General features: G+C 63.9%; 15 protein-coding genes. 8 read left to right on the top strand and 7 right to left on the bottom strand.

From position 1 onward, the window contains the following. Positions 1–52 precede the first annotated feature (52 nt). A complete protein-coding gene (locus tag AC0L18_RS18015; protein ID WP_473493585.1) occupies positions 53–961 on the bottom strand; it encodes a LysR family transcriptional regulator in 909 nt (302 codons plus the stop codon). 88 nt (positions 962–1,049) lie between these two features. On the opposite strand from AC0L18_RS18015, the gene AC0L18_RS18010 reads away from it, so the two are divergent. Further along, on the top strand, positions 1,050–1,922 hold the full coding sequence (locus tag AC0L18_RS18010) for an aldo/keto reductase family oxidoreductase (protein WP_473493584.1): 873 nt from the start codon (positions 1,050–1,052) through the stop codon (positions 1,920–1,922). A gap of 440 nt (positions 1,923–2,362) precedes the next feature. On the opposite strand, the gene AC0L18_RS18005 is transcribed toward AC0L18_RS18010, so the two are convergent. Continuing rightward, positions 2,363–3,421, bottom strand: a complete 1,059-nt coding sequence (locus AC0L18_RS18005; protein WP_473493583.1) for a glycerophosphodiester phosphodiesterase family protein — start codon at positions 3,419–3,421, stop codon at positions 2,363–2,365. A gap of 405 nt (positions 3,422–3,826) precedes the next feature. Between AC0L18_RS18005 and speB the strand changes: the two genes are divergently transcribed. Genes speB through AC0L18_RS17990 form a run of 3 tightly spaced genes read left to right on the top strand, consistent with a single transcriptional unit; the run spans position 3,827 to position 6,638 of the window. Next, entirely contained in the window at positions 3,827–4,834 is a 1,008-nt protein-coding gene (speB, locus tag AC0L18_RS18000; RefSeq protein WP_473493582.1) for an agmatinase, read from the top strand. 31 nt (positions 4,835–4,865) lie between these two features. Further along, positions 4,866–5,798, top strand: a complete 933-nt coding sequence (gene argC / locus AC0L18_RS17995; protein WP_473493581.1) for an N-acetyl-gamma-glutamyl-phosphate reductase — start codon at positions 4,866–4,868, stop codon at positions 5,796–5,798. Continuing rightward, positions 5,799–6,638: an aminoglycoside phosphotransferase family protein gene (locus AC0L18_RS17990; protein WP_473493580.1), complete on the top strand. Its 840-nt coding sequence runs from the start codon at positions 5,799–5,801 to the stop codon at positions 6,636–6,638. Here the strand turns inward: AC0L18_RS17990 and AC0L18_RS17985 are convergent. Continuing rightward, positions 6,628–7,719 (bottom strand): COX15/CtaA family protein, encoded by a 1,092-nt coding sequence (locus AC0L18_RS17985; RefSeq protein WP_473493579.1) that lies wholly within the window; start codon positions 7,717–7,719, stop codon positions 6,628–6,630. The two genes, AC0L18_RS17990 and AC0L18_RS17985, sit on opposite strands and share 11 nt — an antisense overlap. 152 nt (positions 7,720–7,871) lie before the next feature. Between AC0L18_RS17985 and AC0L18_RS17980 the strand changes: the two genes are divergently transcribed. After that, the gene (locus AC0L18_RS17980; protein ID WP_023798362.1) at positions 7,872–8,090 is read left to right on the top strand and encodes a DUF2842 domain-containing protein; all 219 of its coding nucleotides are present in this window, start codon (positions 7,872–7,874) and stop codon (positions 8,088–8,090) included. 210 nt (positions 8,091–8,300) lie between these two features. Here the strand turns inward: AC0L18_RS17980 and AC0L18_RS17975 are convergent, their stop codons facing one another. The 3 genes from AC0L18_RS17975 to AC0L18_RS17965 form a co-directional block, all read right to left on the bottom strand. Beyond that, entirely contained in the window at positions 8,301–9,950 is a 1,650-nt protein-coding gene (locus AC0L18_RS17975; RefSeq protein WP_473493578.1) for an ABC transporter substrate-binding protein, read from the bottom strand. Between the two features lie 29 nt (positions 9,951–9,979). Continuing rightward, complete coding sequence (locus AC0L18_RS17970; RefSeq protein ID WP_473493577.1) at positions 9,980–13,360, bottom strand: adenylate/guanylate cyclase domain-containing protein; 3,381 nt, start codon at positions 13,358–13,360, stop codon at positions 9,980–9,982. Between the two features lie 401 nt (positions 13,361–13,761). Continuing rightward, positions 13,762–14,817: a polysaccharide deacetylase family protein gene (locus AC0L18_RS17965; protein ID WP_473493576.1), complete on the bottom strand. Its 1,056-nt coding sequence runs from the start codon at positions 14,815–14,817 to the stop codon at positions 13,762–13,764. A gap of 91 nt (positions 14,818–14,908) precedes the next feature. On the opposite strand from AC0L18_RS17965, the gene AC0L18_RS17960 reads away from it, so the two are divergent. Then, positions 14,909–16,138: a GNAT family N-acetyltransferase gene (locus AC0L18_RS17960; protein ID WP_473493575.1), complete on the top strand. Its 1,230-nt coding sequence runs from the start codon at positions 14,909–14,911 to the stop codon at positions 16,136–16,138. A gap of 331 nt (positions 16,139–16,469) precedes the next feature. On the opposite strand, the gene AC0L18_RS17955 is transcribed toward AC0L18_RS17960, so the two are convergent. Further along, the gene (locus AC0L18_RS17955; protein WP_473493574.1) at positions 16,470–18,704 is read right to left on the bottom strand and encodes a GumC family protein; all 2,235 of its coding nucleotides are present in this window, start codon (positions 18,702–18,704) and stop codon (positions 16,470–16,472) included. 259 nt (positions 18,705–18,963) lie between these two features. Between AC0L18_RS17955 and AC0L18_RS17950 the strand changes: the two genes are divergently transcribed. Continuing rightward, the gene (locus AC0L18_RS17950) at positions 18,964–19,527 is read left to right on the top strand and encodes a polysaccharide biosynthesis/export family protein (RefSeq protein ID WP_091591533.1); all 564 of its coding nucleotides are present in this window, start codon (positions 18,964–18,966) and stop codon (positions 19,525–19,527) included. Positions 19,528–19,532: 5 nt separating this feature from the next. Next, positions 19,533–20,663 carry a glycosyltransferase family 4 protein gene (locus AC0L18_RS17945; RefSeq protein ID WP_473493573.1) on the top strand — a complete coding sequence of 377 codons (1,131 nt, stop codon included), beginning with the start codon at positions 19,533–19,535 and terminating at the stop codon, positions 20,661–20,663. Positions 20,664–20,693: the final 30 nt, after the last annotated feature.

Here is a 20,693-nt window from a genome sequence, read left to right as displayed (position 1 = left end):
TTCGAAAAGGCCGCCTCCGGGCGGCCTTTTCTTTTGGTGACCTGGCCCAAATTTAGGAACGATCGGCCGGTACCTTGATGAAGTCGATAAACGCCCGCAACGGCGCCGGCACGAGACGCCGGCCGGGATAATAGAGGAACGGCCCGGGGAAGCTCTGCCACCAAGGTTCGAGGACGGGTTCGAGCGCACCGCTCTCAAAGTAAGGGCGAAGCCAATCCTCGAACAGGCTGACAATGCCGGTACCGGCGATGGCTGCATCGACGGCGAGATCGGCCGCTCCGCCCAGGGTCACGAGAAGCGGCCCCGTCGGATCGACCCGCACCACCTCGCCGTCGCGCTCGAATTCCCATGGCGGCATCGCCCCGCTGGCGAAGCGGCCGCGCAGGCAAGCGTGGCCGAGCAGATCGCGCGGGTGTTGCGGCCGGCCATGGCGATCAAGGTAGGCAGGGCTGGCGGCGGTGGCAAAGCACTGCAGGCGCGGTCCGATCGGCACCGCGATCATGTCCTGTTCCAGCCGCTCGTCGTAACGGATGCCGGCATCGCAGCCTGCCGCCAGGACGTCGACAAAGCTCTCCTCGGCGATCACCTCCAGCCGGATGCCGGGATAGGCAGCGAGAAAACCCGGGACGATGCTGGGCAGCACCAGCCGCGCCGCGCTGACCGGCACGTTGAGGCGCAACGTACCTGCAGGCCTGTCGCGGAAGCCATTCACAACGTCGAGGGCCGATTCCACCTCGGTCAAGGCAGGGCCGAGCCGAGCCAGCAAGCTCGCGCCCGCTTCGGTCAGGACGACGCTGCGGGTCGTCCGGTTGAGCAGCCTGACACCGAGCTGCGTCTCGAGGCGGCGCACCGCCTCGCTCAAGCCCGACGCACTGCCGCCGCTGGCGCGGGCGGCATCGCGAAAACCCTTGGCCCGCGCAACGGCGACGAAGGCGTTGAGGTCTCCGAGGTCGATCTTCATTGTTCGACATTCCGTACAGCCCGTGCGGAATGTACCCAATTATCGTGAGATCGGACAGCGCCTATCTCAACCTGAACGGAGATAGACCATGTCCAGCATTGACCTTTCCGGCACGTTCACTCTCGGCGACCGAACCGTGAAGCGGCTCGGCTACGGCGCCATGCAGCTCGCAGGACCCGGCGTCTTTGGTCCGCCCAAGGACCATGGCGCGGCATTGGCCGTGCTGCGCGAAGCTGTTGCGCGCGGGGTCAATCACATAGACACCAGCGATTTCTACGGCCCGCACGTTACCAATCTACTCATCCGTGAAGCGCTCGCGCCCTATTCCGACGACCTCGTCATTGTCACCAAGATCGGCGCCCGGCGCGGCGAAGACGGATCATGGCTGCCGGCCTTCTCGGCCGAAGAGCTGACCCGGGCGGTGCACGACAATCTGCGCAATCTCGGGCTCGACGTGCTCGACGTGGTCAATCTCAGGATCATGTTCGACGCGCATGGCCCGGCCGAAGGCTCGATCGAGGCGCCGCTCACTGTGCTGGCCGAGCTTCAGCGACAGGGCCTGGTGCGTCATATCGGGCTCAGCAATGTCACGTCTGCACAGATCGAAGAGGCGCGACGGATCGCCAGGATCGTCTGCGTGCAGAACCAATACAATCTGGCGCACCGGGGCGACGATGCCTTGATCGACCAACTCGCCCACGACGGTATCGCCTATGTGCCGTTCTTTCCGCTCGGCGGCTTCAACCCGCTGCAGTCGTTTACCCTGTCCGGCGTCGCTCAGCGCCTGGGCGCCACGCCGATGCAGGTCGCGCTCGCCTGGCTGCTCCGTCGCGCGCCAAACATCCTGCTCATCCCCGGCACGTCTTCCGTTGCGCATTTGCGGGAGAACCTCGCCGCGGCCGAACTCGATCTGCCGGAGGATGCCGTCAGGGAGCTGGACGGCGTGGCGATGGTTGCATGAGGATTGGCGAAAGCGGCAACGAGCCAATCTCGCCATGATCGACAGGCTGGCGGGACAGCGCCCCCCCTGTCCTGCCGGGCATCTCCCCCACAAGCGGGAGATTGGCAGCTTCGCGGACAGCGCCCTTTTTGCAAGGCTGGTAGTTGGCGAAATCAGTGATGAAGGCCAATCTCCCCCCAAGTGGGGGAGATGCCCGGCAGGGCAGAGGGAGGGCGCGAAGGATCGCTACAGAGCGCTTTTATTCTGAGCCGCTGCATTCTTCGGCGGATGTCACGGAATGGATCCCAGTGGTCTGCGGCGCGTCGCTTCGCTCCTCGCTCCGCCCTGGGATGACGAAGGCATGGTGGCCTGTGGCTAATCCCCAGCGTCAGAGATGGTGGCTGCAGGCCGGCCGGCAGCGCGACCGCCGGTCAAAGAACCAAATCCACGGTGCAGAGGAACTAGTTGATGCTCGCCGTATTCGCCGTATTCGCCGGGCGCGCCTCATCAGAATATGGCACGCGGTAGCCGTTTGCCGCCAGCCAGTCGATCGCCGCTTTCGGCTCGTCGGTCTGGATGATGGTGGCGCCGCGCTCGGCCCAGAAGCCGTAGGTCTCGCGCGGCAGGCTGGCGAACACCGCCAGTTCATCGCCGCGACCGCCGGCGAGGAAGCCGCCCGGCTTGTTGACGATGGCGTAGGTATTGGCCCAGATGTGCCAGTCGCCCCTTATCGCCGCGGCGCGCATGCGCGGGCTGAACAGCGGACCGCCGGTCTCGGTCAGCGTCTCGGCGCCGTCCCGCCAGTTGATCATCTCGACCGCGCGCGGCGAAAAGGCGCCGCTGACCTTCTCGGCAAAACCGGCGTCGCGAACCGCGTCGTCGGCAATGATCGGCATGAATTGGAAACCGCTGCCGATCGCGCCCATGGCTGCCTTGACAGTGGTGATCCTGGCCGGGTTCCACAGGTTCTCCTTGACGATCACCTGTTCGGCCATGCCAAGGTCACGCGCCACCGCGATCATGCCGGCCAGGCTGTCGACGTCGAGCTTGTTGTCGATGTTGACGAGGATTCTGTCCCTGGTCGCCATCAGCATCTCGCGCAGCGTAGAAACCGGCTCGTCGGTGACGGCGCCGGTGCCTTCGATCACCAGCCTGCAGGTTTTTAGTTCGGCCAGCCTGCGCTTGACCACCTCGCCCTTGCAGTTCGTCGTGCGGTCGAGCCAGCTGTCATGCATGACGACGAACTGGCCGTCCTTCGAGCGCCTGACATCGACCTCGACGATTTCGGCGCCAAGCGCGATCGATGCCTCGAGGGCGGCGATCGAGTTCTCCGCAAACAGCGTCTTGCGGGCCTGCAGGCTGCCGGCGCGGTGTGCCGCCACCATGACATGGTCGCGCCATTGGTTGGCGTGTTCGAAACGGTCAAGAATCTGCCTGGCGCGTGTTTCGCCAGCCAATGCCGAGCCAGTGAACAGCACCGAGGCGGCGGCAAGCACAAGTTTCAGCCAGGTCGTTCGCATGAGAATCGCTCCTACCGGATGCAAACCCGGATAAGCGACGCGCGTGACAGCCCAGTGAACGAAGCCGGCTTCGCAAATGCCGGAAAGTCAGGTCAATGCCGGCTGAAGCGGCTGTTCTTCAATCTCGACTTGCCGAGATCGATGCCGCCGTCCTGGCGGTCGGTGGCCGGCTTGGCGTGCTGAAATCTGCTGCGTTCCCCGGCTGACAACCATCCCGCGTAAGGACGGCTGGCTACCTTCGGTTGTATTCATGCATATCTACGCAAATTCCGGGTTGGCCATGCGGGCTCACCTGGCAAGCAAGAAGTTGTGACCGAGTTCGAACGGCCATGGCCCTCGGAAGGGGTCGCATTTGTTGGAATTATATCCAATAAGGTTGCGGCTCGACGCACAGGAGATCGCTTCATGCCGAACACCAACATCGACCACGCCTTCACCTCCCGGGCCAGGACGGGTGCGTCCTTCGAGCCGACCTATGCCGGCGCGCTGTCGTTCATGCGACGCAAATACACCAAGGACGTGAAGGGCGCGGACGCGGTGGTGTGGGGCATCCCCTTCGACGCCGCCGTCACCAACCGGCCGGGCGCGCGTTTCGGACCGCAGGCGATACGCCGCGCCTCGACCATTCTCGACAACGACCCGCAATACCCGTTCTCGCGCGATCTGTTCGAACATCTCGCCGTGGTCGACTATGGCGATTGCCTGCTCGATAGCGGAAACCACCAGAAGACGCCGGGGACGATCGAGCGCGAGGCGGCAAAGATCCTGAAATCCGGCGCCTTCCTGCTAACGCTCGGCGGCGACCATTTCGTCACCTGGCCGCTGCTCAAGGCGCATGCCGCCATCCACGGTCCGCTGGCCCTGGTGCAGTTCGACGCCCACCAGGACACCTGGCCGGACGACGGCAAGCGCATCGATCACGGCTCCTTCGTCGGCCGTGCGGTCAAGGAGGGGATTATCGATCCCGACCGTTCGATCCAGATCGGCATCCGCACCCATGCGCCCGACAGCTTCGGCATCAAGATCCTGTACGGCCACGAAATCGAGGACATGCGCGCGTCCGATATCGCCTATGCCATCGTCGACCGCACCGGCGGCAAGAAGGCCTACGTCACCTTCGACATCGATTGCCTCGACCCGGCCTTCGCGCCCGGCACCGGCACACCGGTCGCCGGCGGGCCGTCCTCGGCAAAGATCCTGTCGGTGCTGCGCCAGATCAATCAGCTCGATATCGTCGGCGCCGATGTCGTGGAGGTTGCGCCGGCCTATGATCACGCCGATATAACGGCAATTGCCGGGTCGACGGTGGCCATGCACTATCTCGGGCTGCTGGCGGAACGAAAGGCCCGGCTCGAAGAGATGAACAACGGCAATCACATTGTTGCCGGATTGAACCAGGCAAGTGGCATATAACTTCGAAGTATCAGGGGATTCAGGCAGGCAAATGAAACCGAAAATCTTCATCGACGGCGAGCACGGCACCACCGGTCTCCAGATCAGGGCGCTGCTTGCCGAGCGCGGCGACCTGGAGATCATCTCGATTCCGACCGAGCGCCGCAAGGAACCGGCAGCCAGGGCCGAGTTCCTCAACGCCGCCGATGTCGCGATCCTGTGCCTGCCGGACGCAGCCGCGAAAGAAAGCGTCTCGCTAATCAGCAACGACACGACAAGGGTTATCGACGCCTCGACCGCGCATCGCGTGGCAGAAGGTTGGGAATATGGTTTTGCCGAAATGGACAAGGCTCAGGCGCGCAAGATCGCTTCGGCGAAGCGCGTCACCAATCCGGGCTGCTGGCCGCAAGGGCCGATCGCGACACTGAGGCCGCTGGTGGCGGCCGGGCTGTTGCCGGCGGATTTTCCGGTCACCGTCAACGGCATTACGGGCTATTCGGGCGGCGGCCGGCCGATGATCGAGGACTATGTCGCCAAGGGCGAGGAAGCGTCGGAATTCCTGCCCTACGGGCTGACCCTGCAGCACAAGCATGTGCCGGAGCTCAGGACCTATGCCAAGCTGTCGCATGATCCGATCATGCAGCCGGCGGTCGGCAATTTCGCGCAAGGCATGATCACCGTGGTGCCGTTGCAGCTCGGCGGCCTCGACTATGTGCCGACCGGCGCCGAGCTTCATGCGGCGATCGCCGACCATTTCGCCGCCATCGATGGCGGCGTGGTCGAGGTGGCGCCCTATGCGCATCTGGAGCGCGTGCCGGAGATCGATCCCGAAGTCTACAACGGCACCAACCGGATGATGCTCCATGTCTTCGCCAACGACGACAGGGCCCAGGCGCTGCTGTTCGCCGTCTACGACAATCTCGGCAAGGGCGCCTCGGGTGCTGCCGTGCAGAACATGGATCTGATGCTCGGCCTCAAGCACTGAATGGACGCTCCGGCATTCCCAAGCCGCTGGAAGGTCAGCACGCCAGAACTGATTGCCGAGACGTTCAGCAGCCGCATCTGGAAGGTTGTTCGCGAGGACGGTTCGCCGGCGGTCGTCAAGGCCCTCAAGGCTTTCGACGACGTCGAAGACGAGTTGCGCGGCGAGCATTTCCTCGCCTGGCGGCGCGGCGAAGGCGCGGTACGGCTGCTCGGCCGCGACGGCCACTGCATGCTGCTCGAATATGCCGGTGAAACCTTGCTGTCACAGGTTCTCGCCGAGCAGGGCGACAATGCCGCTACAGCAATCGCGGCCGAAGTGATGGCAAGACTGTTCTCGCCATCCGACCACCCTGCCCCACCAGACCTTCAGCCGCTGCGGGTGCGGTTTTCCAGTCTGTTCAACAAGGCGAAGATCGATCGCGACGCCGGCGAAAAGAGCTTTTACGTCGAAGCGGCTGCGACCGCGGAACGGCTGTTGGCCAATCCTGTCGAGGTGCTGCCGCTCCATGGCGACCTGCATCACGACAACATTATGCTGGGAGCGCGCGGCTGGCTGGCGATCGACCCGAAGGGCGTTCTCGGCGATCCCGGCTTCGACGCGGCGAACATGTTCTACAATCCGCTCGACCGCGACGACCTTTGCCGTGATCCCCGGCGGATTGCCGACATGGCCGAGATTTTCGCCAGAACGCTCGGCCAGACGCCGCCAGCCATCCTGGATCACGCCATCGCCTATGGCTGCCTGTCGGCGTCATGGCATCATGAAGACGGCAATGTGATCGACGAAAGCCGCGAATTGTCCATTGCCACTGATATCAGGGCGGTGCGGCTCAGCCTCTGACGGCGATCTGGTTGGGCATGGGATAAGCGCCCTTGGTGCCGCGCCAATGCGCTGCGGCAAAACCCAGCAGGACAAGCGCGAATGCCTGATGCGTCAGCGCCATGTGCAGCGGCACCTGCATCAGCAGCGTGCCGATGCCGATCAGGGCCTGCAGCAGCACCAGCAGAAACAGCAGCGTCGCGCGGCGCGCATGGGTGGTGCCGGGCTGGCGGCGATGGGTCGCGATCATGTGCCAAAGTGCTGCGACTGACATCGCGTAGGCGCCGAGCCGGTGGATGAACTGGACCGTCTTCGGGCTCTCGAAGAAATTGCGCCACGCCGGCTCGAGGATCAACAGGTCGCCTGGGATGAGTTTGCCGTCCATCAGCGGCCAGGTGTTGTAGCTCAGGCCGGCATCGAGCCCGGCGACCAGCCCGCCGAGATAGATCTGGATCAGCGCCAGCAGCACCAGAAAGCCGGCCAGACGCTGCGTCGAACGGTCAGCGGCGGGCTCGGAATGCGGGGCCAACCCACGCGCGACCACCATGGTCGCGGTGAAGATCAGTGCGGCCAGCGTCAGATGCGTCGCCAGCCGGTACTGGCTGACGGAGACCCGGTCGACCAGCCCGGACGCCACCATCCACCAGCCGATCGCGCCCTGCAGGCCGCCGAGAAGAAGAATGCCCAATAATTTCGGACCAAGACCGCGTTCGATGCGGCGCGTCGCCCAGAAAAATACCAGCGGCACGGCAAAAACCAAGCCGACACCGCGCGCCAGGATCCTGTGCAGCCATTCCCACCAGAAGATCGACTTGAACGCTTCGATGCTCATGCCCTTGTTGAGCTCGGCATATTGCGGGATCTGCTGGTATCGCTGGAATTCCTCCTGCCATTCGGCGTCGTTGAGCGGCGGGATGACGCCGTGGATCGGCTTCCATTCGGTGATCGAAAGTCCGGATTCGGTGAGCCTGGTAGCGCCGCCGACCAGCACCAGCACAAACAGCACCAGGAGCACGACGTAGAGCCAGCCGCGCACCAGCGCCCGGTTGCGCAGGTCGCGGTCGCGGGCCACGAAAGGCGCGGCAGCTGATATGGCAGCCATGGTCTTGTCCCGGCAGGTTGCAGTCGCGGATTGGTGAACCATCGCAATCCAACTGGCAAGACCGGACAGCGCGGCACGCCGTCGCGCCGCTTCTTGGCTGTTGCGTGCCACTTCCGTTGGGCCTAAGCGATAGGGATCAACCGGATCGCGAAATGCCCATTCGCCTGAAAAAGCTGATCGGAACAATCCTGCTGGTGGCGCTGGTCATCGTCTATGCGCTGGTCGCATCGATCGTGGCGGTTGCGCAACTGGCGGAATCGGGACCGTGGGCGCATTTCCTGTTCTTCCTGCTCAGCGGCATGCTCTGGGTGCTGCCGGCCATGGGCATCATCAAATGGCTGATCCTGGAGCCGCCGCGGCCGAAGAACTGAGGCTCGCTCGCCGCCGCGGTGACAGCCTGACGCTTGCTACCCGACGTGTAGGGCAGCTCAGGGTGGTTTTCTGCCTTCCGTGTCGCCAATCGGAACGCGCCGGCGGCGCCAGAAGCTGCCATTTGAACATGTGATTTTAAGGACTGAGTATGGCCGGAAAGCAGCCGTTGCCTCGGAAATCCGGACGAGCGCCTCCCAGTTCCTCCGGGCTCAAGCATCAAGCCAGACCTTGCCGAAGTCGTGCTCGAAGGTCGGGTGCATGCCGTGGTTCTTCACGGAAGCGGCGGAGTGGTTGTAGAGCTTGCGCCAGTAAGGCTGGATGATGATGCCCGAATCCTGCAGGATCTTCTCGATGTCGGCCATGATCACCTTGCGCTTCTCCGCATCCGCGATCGAGAGCGCCTCGCCGATCTTGGCGTCGAGGTCCGGATTGGAATAGGCGGCCTCGTTCCACGCCTCGCCGCTGCGGTAGGCGATCGAGATGACCTGGATGCCGAGCGGCCGCATGTTCCAGTTGGTCATGGAATACGGATACTTGGTCCAGTCGTTCCAGAAGGTCGACCCCGGCAGAACCGTGCGTTTGACCTTGATGCCAGCCTCGCGGAGCTGGGCGGCGATCGCGTCGCCAGTGTTCTTGAGCCAGTCCTCGTCAACCGTGATCAGCTCGTGCTCGAAGTCGATCTGCCCGGCTTCCGTCATCTGCGCCTTGGCCTTCTCTATGTCTCGCGCGATCTTGGGCATCTCGGCATATTCGGGATGAATCGGGCAGACATGGTGGTTTTCAGCCACTTCGCCGGCATTGCCGTAGCCGAGCTGGAGAACCACAGCGTTGTTGACCGCGAGCTGAAGAGCCCGGCGGACCTTCTGGTCGTCATAGGGCTTGTTGGTCACGTTGGTGCGCGCCACAATCGTCGACGCGGTCATCACCTCCGACTTGACCAGATCGAGCGCATCGAGGATCGGCACGTAGTCGGCGGTCGTCTCGTCGTTTGTGTGGACCTCACCGGTCTCGAAGGCCGAAACCATCGCCGAGGGGTCCGCGCCGTAATCGATGAACTCCACGCCGTCGAGATAGGCCTCGCCGCCCCACCACTTGCCGTTCGCGCGGCGCTTGTAGACGACCTTCTGGCCGACATCGTAGGAGACGAGCTCGAACGGTCCGGTGCCGATCGGGTTCTGCACGAAGTTGGCACCGGCCTCGTCAAAGGAGCGGTGGACGATCAGGCCGGGATAATCGCAAAGGTTCGGAATCAGCGCGATGTCCGACTTGGTTAGGCTGAGCTTGACCGTCGTGTCGCCGACCTTGGCAATTGAGCCTTCGCGCAGGTTGCCGGTGGCTTCGTCAACCAGCGTGCCGAGGCGGCCGGGCATGGAATTCCCCTCGGCGCTCTTGTCGGCCCAGCGGGTGAAGTTGAAGATCACGTCGTCGGCATTGAAGGTGTCGCCATTGTTCCACGTTACGCCCGGACGGACATGCAGGATATATTCCGTGGCGTCGTCGTTCACTTCCCAGCTTTCGAGCAGATAGGGCTCGAAGGTGAATTCACGGGTATATTTGACCAGCGGCTCGAGCGTCTGGCGCTGCGCGGTGGCGATCTGAGACCAGTCTGCCGTGCGCGGATCCTTCGGATCCTTGATGCGCATAGCAACTTTGAGGACACCGCCCTTCACGGGTTCCTGCGCCATGGCCTTGGTGGGCACTGCAAGAGAAATCATTCCGTAGGCGTAAGCGGTCGATGCGCCGAATACGCTGGCGAGAGCCAGGAACTCGCGCCGGTCCATCTTGCCGGCCTTGGTGGCCTCCGCCAGTTGGCTAATGTGATGGGGAACCCGGTCGCCGTTGCTTCTGTAGAGGGTCATGACTTCCTCCATTGTAACGTTGGCCGCGATCACGACGATGCACAGCTGTCCAGAAGCGCCTTCGCATCGATCAAGTCGCGCGTGTTGAAGCCTTCCGTGAACCAGGCGTAGGTCGGCGCGAGCAGGTCGTAGGCTTCATGCCGATCGCCGCGGTCGACCCACAGGCGAGCGAGCGAGGTCGACGCGCGCAGATCCAGTGATCGCGCCTGCTGTTCGCGAGCGATCTCGATGGCGCGGCGATAATGCGCCTCGCTCTGTTCGGAGTCACGGGGTTTTGCCAGGAGCAGGAGATTTCCAGTGAGTCGACTAAATTCCGACTCCCATAGGCGCGCGCCAGTAGCCTCCGCCGCGGATATTGCTGGCTGCAGCATGCTTAGGCCCGCCTCGACCTCGCCCGCCAGTTCGCACACGCATCCGAAAAGACAGAGAACAAGGCCCTTTCCTTCGACGTCATTCAGGATTTCGTTTGGCAGCGCCGGCGGGGCGGCGGTGACCGGGGCTGGAACCTGCTGTGCGCTCTCGAGGGCCTGGATCATGGCCAACTGCAGACTGATATGGGGGACCCAGGCCGGAAATCCCTCGTGCGCCAATTGAAGCCTCGCTTCGGCTGCTTCCCGAGCCGCCGTGGCATCGCGGCGGAAGTAGTGCAGCACGGTGGCATGATAGAAAGCGTGGTGCAAACTGGGCGGATGAGGCAGTTGGCGGGCCCGGATAATGGATTCTCGCGCCCGGGCCAACGCCTGATCCGGAAAGCCAAGCATCCACAGACTGACGCCCTGCTTGGCAGCTGCGCACACGCCGGAGTCGTGGCCGCTATAGACGAAGGCGTGCGAGAAGTGTTCTGGCCGATAGAGAAAGAGACCCTGGTCGGTGTGCTCGCACACCGACCGCCACTTACCGAGCGCGTATTGCGTCGTCCAATTGACGTGGTGGGCCTCCAGCAGCAGGGACGGGTCGCCCGATTGTCGGGCGATGCCGATCAGTTTATCAGCGAGGGCAGTGGCCGTGTGCATCTGCCCCCGGGCCCGGTGGCCGGTGCACAAGCCGCGCAGCGCGGGGAAGGATTTGGACGTCTCGCTGCCCAGTTCGGCACATAGCTCACAGGCTCGCGTATAGGCGGCGACGGCCCCGGCAGATCCATAGCCCTTGAGGGACGCCAAGGGTATGCCAAGCGCAAGCTGCAGATCGATCTCGAGATCGTCGCGGGCCCGGCTCTCTGGGAGTTGCGTGAGAAGCTCCAGGCCTTTTGACAGGTGCGCAATCGCTTCGTCGTCCGCCGAGCGACGATTGGCGCGAAGGCCCGCCTTGTACCAGGACGACACTGCATCATCGAACAGTCCGCCCTCGGTAGCATGGTGGGCGAGCACCTCCGGTTCCGCCTCGGCTCGTTCGGAGAAGCGATCGCGGAGGAGGGTGGCGATCCGGCAATGGAGTTGCTGGCGTCGGCTCTTCAGTAGCGACTGGTAGGCGGCATCCCGCATCAGCGCATGCTTGAAGGTGTAAATCGCGTCCGGAGGCTTGCCGCGGCAAAATGCCAGTTCTGCGTGAACAAGTTCGTCCAGAGCGGTCCTGACCTTCGGCTCGTCCATCTGCGCGGTCGCGGCGAGCAATTCGTAACTGAACGCGCGGCCGATAGCAGCGCCGATTTGCGCCACTTCCTTAACCGGCGACAACCGATCAAGGCGAGCCAGGAGCGAGTCCTGCAACGTCGAGGGGATGGCGAGCGGTGGCAGTGGGCCGGCAAGCTCATAGCGCTCACCGGCTTCGCGCAGCAGACCGGATTCGAGCACGGTCTTTGTAAGTTCCTCGACAAAGAGCGGCACGCCTTCGGTCTTGCGGAGAATATGCGCCTGCACTTCGCCGGGAAGCGGCCGGCCGCCAGTGAGATGGTCAATGAGTGCTGCGCTTTCGTTCAGTTGGAGATGACTGAGCGTCAGCAGCGTCACATACGGTCGGCCGGTCCAGCGTGGCGCGAACTCGGGCCGGAAGGTAACAACCAGCAGTACCGGCAACCGCTCAATCCGATCGACAATGCGATCGAACAGCTCAAGGCTGGTGGGATCGAACCAGTGAGCATCCTCGGCCGTCATGAGCACCGGCTGCTTGGCCGCGAGGCCCTCAAGCTGGGCTAGCAGCGCCTGAAACGTCTTCGCCCTTTTCTGTTCCGGGGCGACTTCGGGCACCGGGTAGCGGTCGCCTGTCGGGATCGCCAAATACTCAGCGATCAACGGGATCGGCGATTTCGGGTGAGGCTCAGCCGCGGGAAGCAATGCCTCCAGCTTGGCCAATTTCACCTCTGGCGCATCCTCGCGCTCGAAGCCGGCAGCCCGACGCAGCTGGTCCAGCACCGGGAACAGAGCGCTGTTGATGTGATAGGGCGAGCCGTCATAGCGCAGCGACAGGCTTTTCTCGCGGCGGAGGTGGTCGCGCAGGGCGATTGCGATGCGGGACTTGCCAATGCCCGGCTCGCCCGACAGAAGCACCACCTGGCCCCTACCGTCCTTGGCCTGCCGCCAGCGGTCGAGGAGCAAGGCTATTTCCTCATCGCGGCCGACGAGCGACGTGAGGCGCATCCCGTGCAGCGCCTCGAAGCGGCCCTCGGCTCGGCTCTCGCCCATGACCAGCCATGCGCGCACCGGCTGGGCGAACCCCTTCAGATCGTGGGTGCCGAGATCAACCAGCTCGAAGAGCTCGCCAAGCAGCAGCCGGGTCGTTCCGGCCACGACCACATTGCCAACCTGGGCAAGTGCTTGCAGGCGTGCCGCCAGGTTCGGCGTCGCGCCGACCACCGCCTCCTCCTGCGCTGCACCTTCGCCGATCAAATCGCCTACCACCACCAGACCCGTGGCAATGCCCACTCGCGCACCCAGCGGCACTTTCGCGGGCGTCGCCAGCTCGGCGACTGCAGCGGCAATGGCAAGCCCGGCCCGCACCGCTCGCTCGGCCTCGTCCTCATGCGCACGCGGCCAGCCAAAATAGGCCAGCACCCCGTCGCCCATGTACTTCGCCACATGCCCATTCAGACGCCTGATCTCCCCGGTAACCGCGTGCTGGTACTTCCGGATCACCTCCCCCATCTCTTCGGGGTCCAATTGACCTGACAATGCGGTCGATCCAACTAGATCGACAAACATCACCGTCAACTGGCGACGTTCAGCTTCCGGGCGAGGCGGTGGACCACTTCCAGCGATCGGTTCAATTCGGGCCGCTGTGGCGGGATCCTCCAAACTGCGCTTGCCAAGTTCCGCGATCGCGGCCAACACGAGCTTCCTCGGCCCCATCGGCAGCCCCAGCGCCTTGAGGTCCGCATCCGAGAGATGCGGGAGCACTTCGGGCGTGATCTCGTTCTTGGCGAAGGTTCTGCTATATTTGCCGAGCCCAAGGCTCGAAAGCCACCCGGCAATGTCCATGACACCCTCCGTTTGGTCTAAGGCAGGTTAGCACCACGCGGGCGCACGGCGAAGCCCGGATGTGTTTGTCCGAGGCATCAATGTCATGCGGAGCCAGCGCATGCTGAGGAGTGAGATCGGGATCCGCAGGGGACGGAACCCTGCCGCGTCAATCGGCGCGGAGGATGAAAGCATTCTACACCCAATTGAACCCGAGAGGCGGCCTGAGAGGATTGCGCAGCACAGGTCAATAGCAGCTTACTCCACCCTAGGAATGGAATGGCTAAAGTTCGAGCTCTTTGCGACAATACTCGGGAAGGTCTGAACGGGTCACGACGTTCCTTTGACCTCCCATCAGGGATGTCTCCGGTCCAAACAGGATGGTGCGCAAAGGGTTTGCCGTCCACCGGAGTGTCAGACCACTAGATGGTGACGAGCATCTTGCCGGCGTTGGCCAGCGGCGTCGTCACGCCCGACAGCATCGTGCGGATATGGGCAACGCTCTGATAGCGACCGTTGACCGAAATACGCGGCAGCGCGTGCAGGAAGCCGGCATGTTCGGCGCGCAGCACGCCGTGGCGTGTCGTCACCGCCGAGACATAGCCGGCGTCGCGGGCAAAGCCGACTTCGCGGTCACCAACGGCGCTGGCATAGCCATAGGGATAGGCGAAATGGCGCGGCGCCTCGCCAAGCTCGGCCTGCAATATGCGCCTGACGTCGTCGACCTCGTGCCGAGCATCGGCTTCGGAAAGCCGCTTCAGATTGCGATGATTGACGGTGTGCGCGCCGATCGTCACCAGCGGATGCCCTGCCATGGCGCGGATCTCGTCCCAGTTCATCAACAGGCTCTGGCGCGCGCCCAACTCGATACCGTTCGAACGCGCCAATTCGCGCAGCACCGCGCGCTGGTCCTCCTCGCGGACCTCCAGCGTCAGATAGTCGTGCAGGCGCGCAAAGGCCTGGATTTTCTTGCCCGCGGTCGAGCAGTCGATCGTCACCGGACCGTTCGGTGTCGTCAAAACCAGCCGGTTGCGCGCGCTGACGATGTCCTCGACCACCTCCCACCATAGATCGGCGGCGCCGTTTATCAGCCCCGGCGCGACATAGATGGTGATCGGCGCGCCGTGCTTTTCCAGCACCGGCAGCGCCTCGGTCATGTTGTCGCGATAGGCGTCGTCGGCGGTGATCGCCGCGAACTGGCCACCCTTGCCGCCGGCCTTGATGCGCTCGATCGCCTCGTCCAGGGTGACGAATGCATAGCCGTGCGCCTTCATGTCGGCGATGACAGCGTCGAGGAACTCAGGCGCGATGTTGAGATGCCGGTTGACGCTATCAGGCTTTTCCGGCGTGGCGGTGACCCGGTGCAGCATCAAGATGGCGCCGATGCCGCCGACGAACGGCTTGGCCAGCGGGGCAAGACCGGTATAGCGCACGACGTTGAGCGCCAGTTTCCGGATTGCCTCGCCCCCGTCGATCATTCATTCACCTTTTGCGCCTAGGCTCATCCAAGCACGGAATGCGCCTATGCGGGCCCCCAATCGCGGTGAATACGCCCTAAAGGATTGAGGTATGGTTGACGCCACCGCGTCATTTGACGGCAATCGGCTCGAGGCCATGCAGGCGGCGCCGCGCGCGGTACCTGCGGATCATGGCGGCCTGTCGGTGTCGGTCGCCGACGGTGCGGCACTTGCGGCCTATGCCGAGTTCTGCGGTTCGGCGCTGTTCGCGCCGGCGCAGAGCCCGGCCTGGATCCTGAACTGGGCCAGACATGCCGAAGCGGACACCGTCTTGGCGACGCTGAGCGCTGACGGCCGGCCGGTTTTTTGGTTGGCGCTGGAAGTCACCAGCCGCGGTCCGTTACGCGTCGCCCGTTTCATGGGCGGCCGCCATGCCAACGGCAATTTCGCCGCCGCCGACCCGTCCTGGCTGACCAGGGCGGATGGCGCGGCGATCCGCTCAATGCTGGCGGCGATCGCCAGGGCGCGGCCGGACATCGACCTCGTCTCGCTGGAACGGCTGCTGCCCGATCTCGACCGCGTTGCCAATCCGCTTCTGTCCCTCCCGCATTTTCCCAGCCCCAACCTGTCGCTGGCCGTCGACCTGGCGGGAGGTTTTGATGCCCTGCTCTCCCGCGCCAGCGGCAAGCGCAGGCGAAAGAGGCACCGCTCGCAGGCGCGCAAGTTTGGGGCCGTCGGCAGCCACCGCCGCATCGAGGCCCGGACGGCGGACGAGGTGAACAGGCTGCTCGATGCGTTTTTCGAGATGAAGGAGTTCCGCTTCCGCAAGATGGGCATCGCCAACGTCTTCGGCGAGCCACAGGTTCGTGCTTTCTTCCGCGCTTTGTTCGTCGAAGCGCTCTCCGACGACACGCCGTCCTTCGTGCTGCACGGGCTCGAAGTCGCCGGCAAGCTTCGCGCCGTCACCGGATCGAGCCGCTCGGGAAAACGCCTGATCTGCGAGTTCGGAGCGATCGCCGACGACGACCTCGCCCATGCGAGCCCCGGCGACTTCCTGTTCTTCGACAATATCGAGGAAGCCTGCGAGAAGGGGATCGATGTCTATGATTTCTCGGTCGGCGACGAACCCTACAAGCGGCTGTGGTGCGATATCGAAACCCGGCATTTCGAGGTCCTGGTTCCGCTGACGACAAAGGGCCGCGCGCTGGTGTTTGTCCTGCGGCAAGGCGCACGCCTGAAAGCCTTCGTCAAGAACAGCCCGACGATCTGGAAGCTGACCAAGATGCTGCGCCGCAAGACGGCCGGGCAGGCAGCACCTGCGGCGAGCGAAGACGACAGCTGAACGCTGAGCCGGCGATGCAGCTGGCACCACTTGAGATTAACTGTCGATGTCGGCGCCGCCCCTCATCTGCCTGCCGGCATCTTCTCCCCGTGAACGGGGAGAAGGGGCTGGCCCCACCCTCGGCGCGTTTTTTGCAGCGCCGGATATTGGCGAAATCCTTTGCGCAGGCGCCCTTCTCCCCGTCCCTATACGGGGAGAAGATGCCGGCAGGCAGATGAGGGGCGGCGCCAACCTGCGCGAATGCCTCACAGGGGGAGAAGGCAAGAGCGCGCTATTGCCGCCGCTGCTGCAAACTCTGGTCGACAACGTTCAAGAGAATTATCGAACTGTCTCAGGCGGCGGAGCGCCGTCCGGGTAGCGGCGTCCCTGGCGTCTGATGGCCGACCGGCGTCACCAGCGTCAGGTCGGGATAGCCGCTCTCGATCAGCTCGACCGCGGCCTGCGCCACCTCGTCGTTCGGCTCCAGCAGCGACAGGAAGACTTCTGTGCCCTCGCCGACAAGGCGGCTGATGCCTTGCGCGTCGGTGGGTCCGCATTCGACCACGACCAGATCGTAGGCGGTGGTCAGCGACTGCATGATGATCGGCAGCCGGTCGGCGGCGCGCATGGCGCGAACCGGATCGGCGTTGCCGACGGGAATGACGTGGCAGTCCGAATAGAGATCGGCATGGATCACGTCGCTGAACTGCGCTTCGGAGGCGAGCAGATCGGTGATGCCCGGGAAAAGCCTGCTGTCCAGCGTCGGCCGCGAAGCGGCGCCCGAAGCGGTGAGATCGAGCAGGAGCACGCGCAGGCCGGTGTCGGAAACCTCACGCGCCACCAGCACCGCCGAGGCGGCCGCCTCGTCGCCTTCCGGCGATACGAATATGGCGCGTGCCGCGCCGCTTGTGATCAGTTTCTCCACCGCCTTGTCGATTTCGACCTCGCCAAGGCTGCGGCGCGCCGGCCCGACGTCGTCACCAGTTGCCGGGCCAGTTGCTGGCGCCGCGGCAGCCGCTTGCGGCTCTGCCTGGACTTCCGCCGTCCGATCCCCAAGGTCTTCGATATCGGCCGGTTCCTGATTGGGTGGCTCGTGATCGGGCGGTTCGTGATCGGACGGTTCGTGATTGGGCGGTTCGTGGGCAACCGGCATCGCGACCTGTTCGATCCGCTCGAAGCGGGCGCCGGCGGCCGGCCGCATGGCGCGACCCGAAAACAGCTCTTGCAGAAGCGTCACGATCGCCATGACCAGCAGCGAGCCGACGAAGGCCGCACCGATGATCGGCAGGATTTTTGGATAGTAGGGTTGGGACGGCGCCACCGCGCGGGAAAAGACACGGGCGTCGACCGGCGGATAGTTGCTGTCCTTGCGCGAGGACGCCTCACGATAACGGGTGAGATAGGTTTCGAGCAGCTGGCGCTGGGCGGTCGCTTCGCGCTGCAGCGCGTCCAGTTCGACCTGCTGGTCGCCGGCGCGCGCCGATGCGGCCTTCAGCGTGTTGACGTCGGCGACAAGCTGGTTTTCGCGGGCCTGGGCGGTCTGCGCCTGCGTCATCAGCCCTGTCATGATCTTTTCCGCCTCGTTGCGGATCTGGCGGTCGAGATCGGCAAGCTGCGACCTCAGCGCCCGGATTCGCGGATGATTGTCGAGCAAGGAGGTGGAAAGGTCGGCGATGTTGGTCTTGAGCTCGACCTGCCGTTCGCGCAGCCGCTGGATCAGTCCGGACGACAGCACCTCCGGCACCGCATCCAGCGAGCCGCCATTCTGCAGCGCCCTGCGCACGCTGTCGGCAGTCGCTGCCGCCGAGGCGCGATTGGCCCGCACCCGCGACAATTCGCTGGACAGTTCGGAAAGCTGTTGCGTGGCGAGCACTGAATTGTTGCCGCCCATCAGAAGATCGGACTGGGCGCGGTAGCTTGCCACCTTGGCCTCGGCATCCTTCACCCGCTTCGACAGGTCGGCGATCTCCGGCGCAAGCCAGTCGGTTGCGGCGGAATTCGATTCGATATTGGCATTGCCCTGGACGGAGATGTAGGCGTCGGCGATGGCGTTCGGGATTGCGGCGGCGAGCCGAGGATCTTCCGAGGAGAATTCGATGACGATAACGCGAGATTTTTCAATGCGATAGACGTTGAGCTTCTCACGCATCTTCGTCAGCACGCGTTCTTCCGGCGGAATCTCGTTGGGGTCGCTTTTCAGGCCGGCGACGACAAGCAGACGGCTCAACGCCGGCATATCCGCCGTCTCGTCGAACTCGGGCAGCCGCGACAAATCAAGCTTCTGCGCCACCTGCTTGAGGATGTCGGTCGAGGAAATGACCTCGACCTGGCTGGTCACGCCTTCCTCGTCGAGTATAGGCTTGTCGTTGTCATTGGTGCCGTCGGGGCGCGTGTAGACCGATTCGCGCGTTTCGATCAAAAGCCGGGTTTCGGCCCGGTAATGCGGCGTGGCGAGCCAGGTGAGCGCGAACGCCAGGCCGGTTACGACAAGCGCGACGACAAGAATGCGCAGCCAATTCCTCGCAAGGCTGGCGAAGAGCTGCCTGAGATCGATGTCGACATCTGCGGCCGCGGATTGAACGGACATGCATCCTGCTCCGGTATTTTAGTCAGTATACACCGTAAACAAATATGGTAACTCAGCCGTTAATATTGCGGTAAGCACCTGTCAGGTTTTACGCGCACGCGGGCAGCTAAAAGCACCGGAACCGGCCGCCTCCCGTCGGTTGCCGTCGCTTCGGCCGCCCGCCTTTACCGGCCATTAACCCTAACCGGATGATAACGGGCCTCGATCTCCAGAGTTTGCCGCGGTGCAGCGGCGGCCAGTCGAAGGTACATGTCCGGTCATGAAAAGCACTGCTCCCCTGTTCCGTGCGCTGCTCGCCGTGTCATTGCTTGCCGGTTGCTCCAGCTACCGGCCGGCGCCGGCCGCCTTTCATAAAATGCTCGATCAGCCTTATCGCCTCGGCGCCGGCGACCGGGTCCGCGTCACCGTGTTCGAGCAGGAAGGTTTGACCAACGTCTACAGTGTCGACCAATCCGGCTATCTGTCCATCCCGCTCGTCGGCGCCGTGCCGGCGCGCGGCCACACCGCACAGCAACTCGAAGGCGAGATCGCCGACAAACTACGCCAGGGTTATCTCCGTGATCCGGACGTTTCGGTCGAGATCGACCGCTACCGGCCGATCTTCATCATGGGCGAAGTCGGTGCTGCGGGCCAGTACTCCTATGTTCCCGGCCTGACCGTGCAAAAGGCGATTGCCATCGCCGGCGGTTTCAGCCCGCGCGCCAACCAGGGAAGCGTCGACATCACCCGCGACATCAACGGCAAGGTCATGACCGGCCGCGTTGCCACCTCCGACCCGCTTCTGCCCGGCGACACGGTCTATGTTCGCGAACGCCTGTTCTAGACCACGTGGCGGACACACTCAGGATCGTCCACTGCTTTCGCTCACCTGTCGGAGGGATTTTTCGTCACGTGCGCGACCTGACCGAGGCGCAGGTCGCCGCCGGGCATGCCGTCGGCATCGTCTGCGATTCGACGACGGGCGGCGACTTCGAGGAACATCTGTTCGAACAGATGAAGGGCATAATGGCGCTCGGCATCCATCGCACGCCGATGCAGCGGCATGTCGGACCGGGCGACCTCGCCTCGGCCTGGCGCACATTTGGGATCATCAAGGAATTGCGGCCGGACGTGCTCCACGGGCACGGCGCCAAGGGTGGCGCCTATGCCCGCCTGTTCGGCTCATTGTTGCGGGTATCAAGGTTTCGCGTAGCCCGGCTTTATTCGCCGCACGGCGGCTCTCTTCACTATGACGAGACCACCGCCACGGGGAAGCTGTTCTTCGCGCTCGAGCGGTTCATGGCGCGCTTCACCGACTATCTTCTGTTTGTCTCCGACTATGAAAGGCGGACCTATCGCAGGAAGGTCGGCGAACCGCCGATCCCGAACAACCTTGTCTACAATGGACTGAGCGCCGCCGAGTTCGAGCCGGTGCGAACCGAACCGAATGCGGCCGATGCCCTCTATATCGGCATGATGCGCGACCTCAAGGGACCGGACATCTTCATCGATGCGCTGGTTCTTGCCGGAACGCGGCTCGGCCGCCCGGTGAATGCGGTGATGGTCGGCGACGGCGACGACCTGCCGCGCTACCATGCGCAAGTGAAGCGGCTCGGGCTCGAAGGCCATATGCGTTTCCTGCCGCCGATGCCGGCGCGCAAGGCCTTCGAGTTGGCCGAACTGGTTGTCGTGCCCTCGCGCGCGGAAGCCATGCCCTACATCGTGCTGGAGACGCTCGCCGCCGGCAAATCGATGATCGCCACCGGCGTCGGCGGCATCCCGGAAATTCTTGGCGCCGGCTCCCCCGCCCTGATCCGGCCCGATCCGCGCGAGCTCGCCGACAAGATGAGCGCGGCGCTGGCCGACCCCGATGCCTATGGCAGGCTGATGCCCGATACCGCCGACCTCAAGGCGCGATTCGGCGCCGACGTGATGGCCACCGCGATCGAGACGGCCTATTTCGCGGCGCTCAAGCGCTAACCCGAAATGGGCGCTAACCCCAAAACGGCG

The organism is Mesorhizobium sp. WSM4819 (assembly GCF_055811215.1).
Note: the sequence above shows the minus strand (reverse complement) of the source record. Positions and strands in the feature narration are given on the sequence as shown.

Bases quoted from the DNA above. Each gene is read 5' to 3' on its own strand.
- AC0L18_RS17955 (WP_473493574.1), bottom strand. From the start codon at position 18,704: ATGTCCGTTCAATCCGCGGCCGCAGATGTCGACATCGATCTCAGGCAG.
- AC0L18_RS17980 (WP_023798362.1), top strand. From the start codon at position 7,872: ATGCCCATTCGCCTGAAAAAGCTGATCGGAACAATCCTGCTGGTGGCG.
- AC0L18_RS17975 (WP_473493578.1), bottom strand. From the start codon at position 9,950: ATGACCCTCTACAGAAGCAACGGCGACCGGGTTCCCCATCACATTAGC.
- AC0L18_RS17970 (WP_473493577.1), bottom strand. From the start codon at position 13,360: ATGGACATTGCCGGGTGGCTTTCGAGCCTTGGGCTCGGCAAATATAGC.
- AC0L18_RS17960 (WP_473493575.1), top strand. From the start codon at position 14,909: ATGGTTGACGCCACCGCGTCATTTGACGGCAATCGGCTCGAGGCCATG.
- speB (WP_473493582.1), top strand. From the start codon at position 3,827: ATGCCGAACACCAACATCGACCACGCCTTCACCTCCCGGGCCAGGACG.
- argC (WP_473493581.1), top strand. From the start codon at position 4,866: ATGAAACCGAAAATCTTCATCGACGGCGAGCACGGCACCACCGGTCTC.
- AC0L18_RS17965 (WP_473493576.1), bottom strand. From the start codon at position 14,817: ATGATCGACGGGGGCGAGGCAATCCGGAAACTGGCGCTCAACGTCGTG.
- AC0L18_RS17990 (WP_473493580.1), top strand. From the start codon at position 5,799: ATGGACGCTCCGGCATTCCCAAGCCGCTGGAAGGTCAGCACGCCAGAA.
- AC0L18_RS18015 (WP_473493585.1), bottom strand. From the start codon at position 961: ATGAAGATCGACCTCGGAGACCTCAACGCCTTCGTCGCCGTTGCGCGG.
- AC0L18_RS18010 (WP_473493584.1), top strand. From the start codon at position 1,050: ATGTCCAGCATTGACCTTTCCGGCACGTTCACTCTCGGCGACCGAACC.
- AC0L18_RS18005 (WP_473493583.1), bottom strand. From the start codon at position 3,421: ATGCGAACGACCTGGCTGAAACTTGTGCTTGCCGCCGCCTCGGTGCTG.
- AC0L18_RS17985 (WP_473493579.1), bottom strand. From the start codon at position 7,719: ATGGCTGCCATATCAGCTGCCGCGCCTTTCGTGGCCCGCGACCGCGAC.
- AC0L18_RS17950 (WP_091591533.1), top strand. From the start codon at position 18,964: ATGAAAAGCACTGCTCCCCTGTTCCGTGCGCTGCTCGCCGTGTCATTG.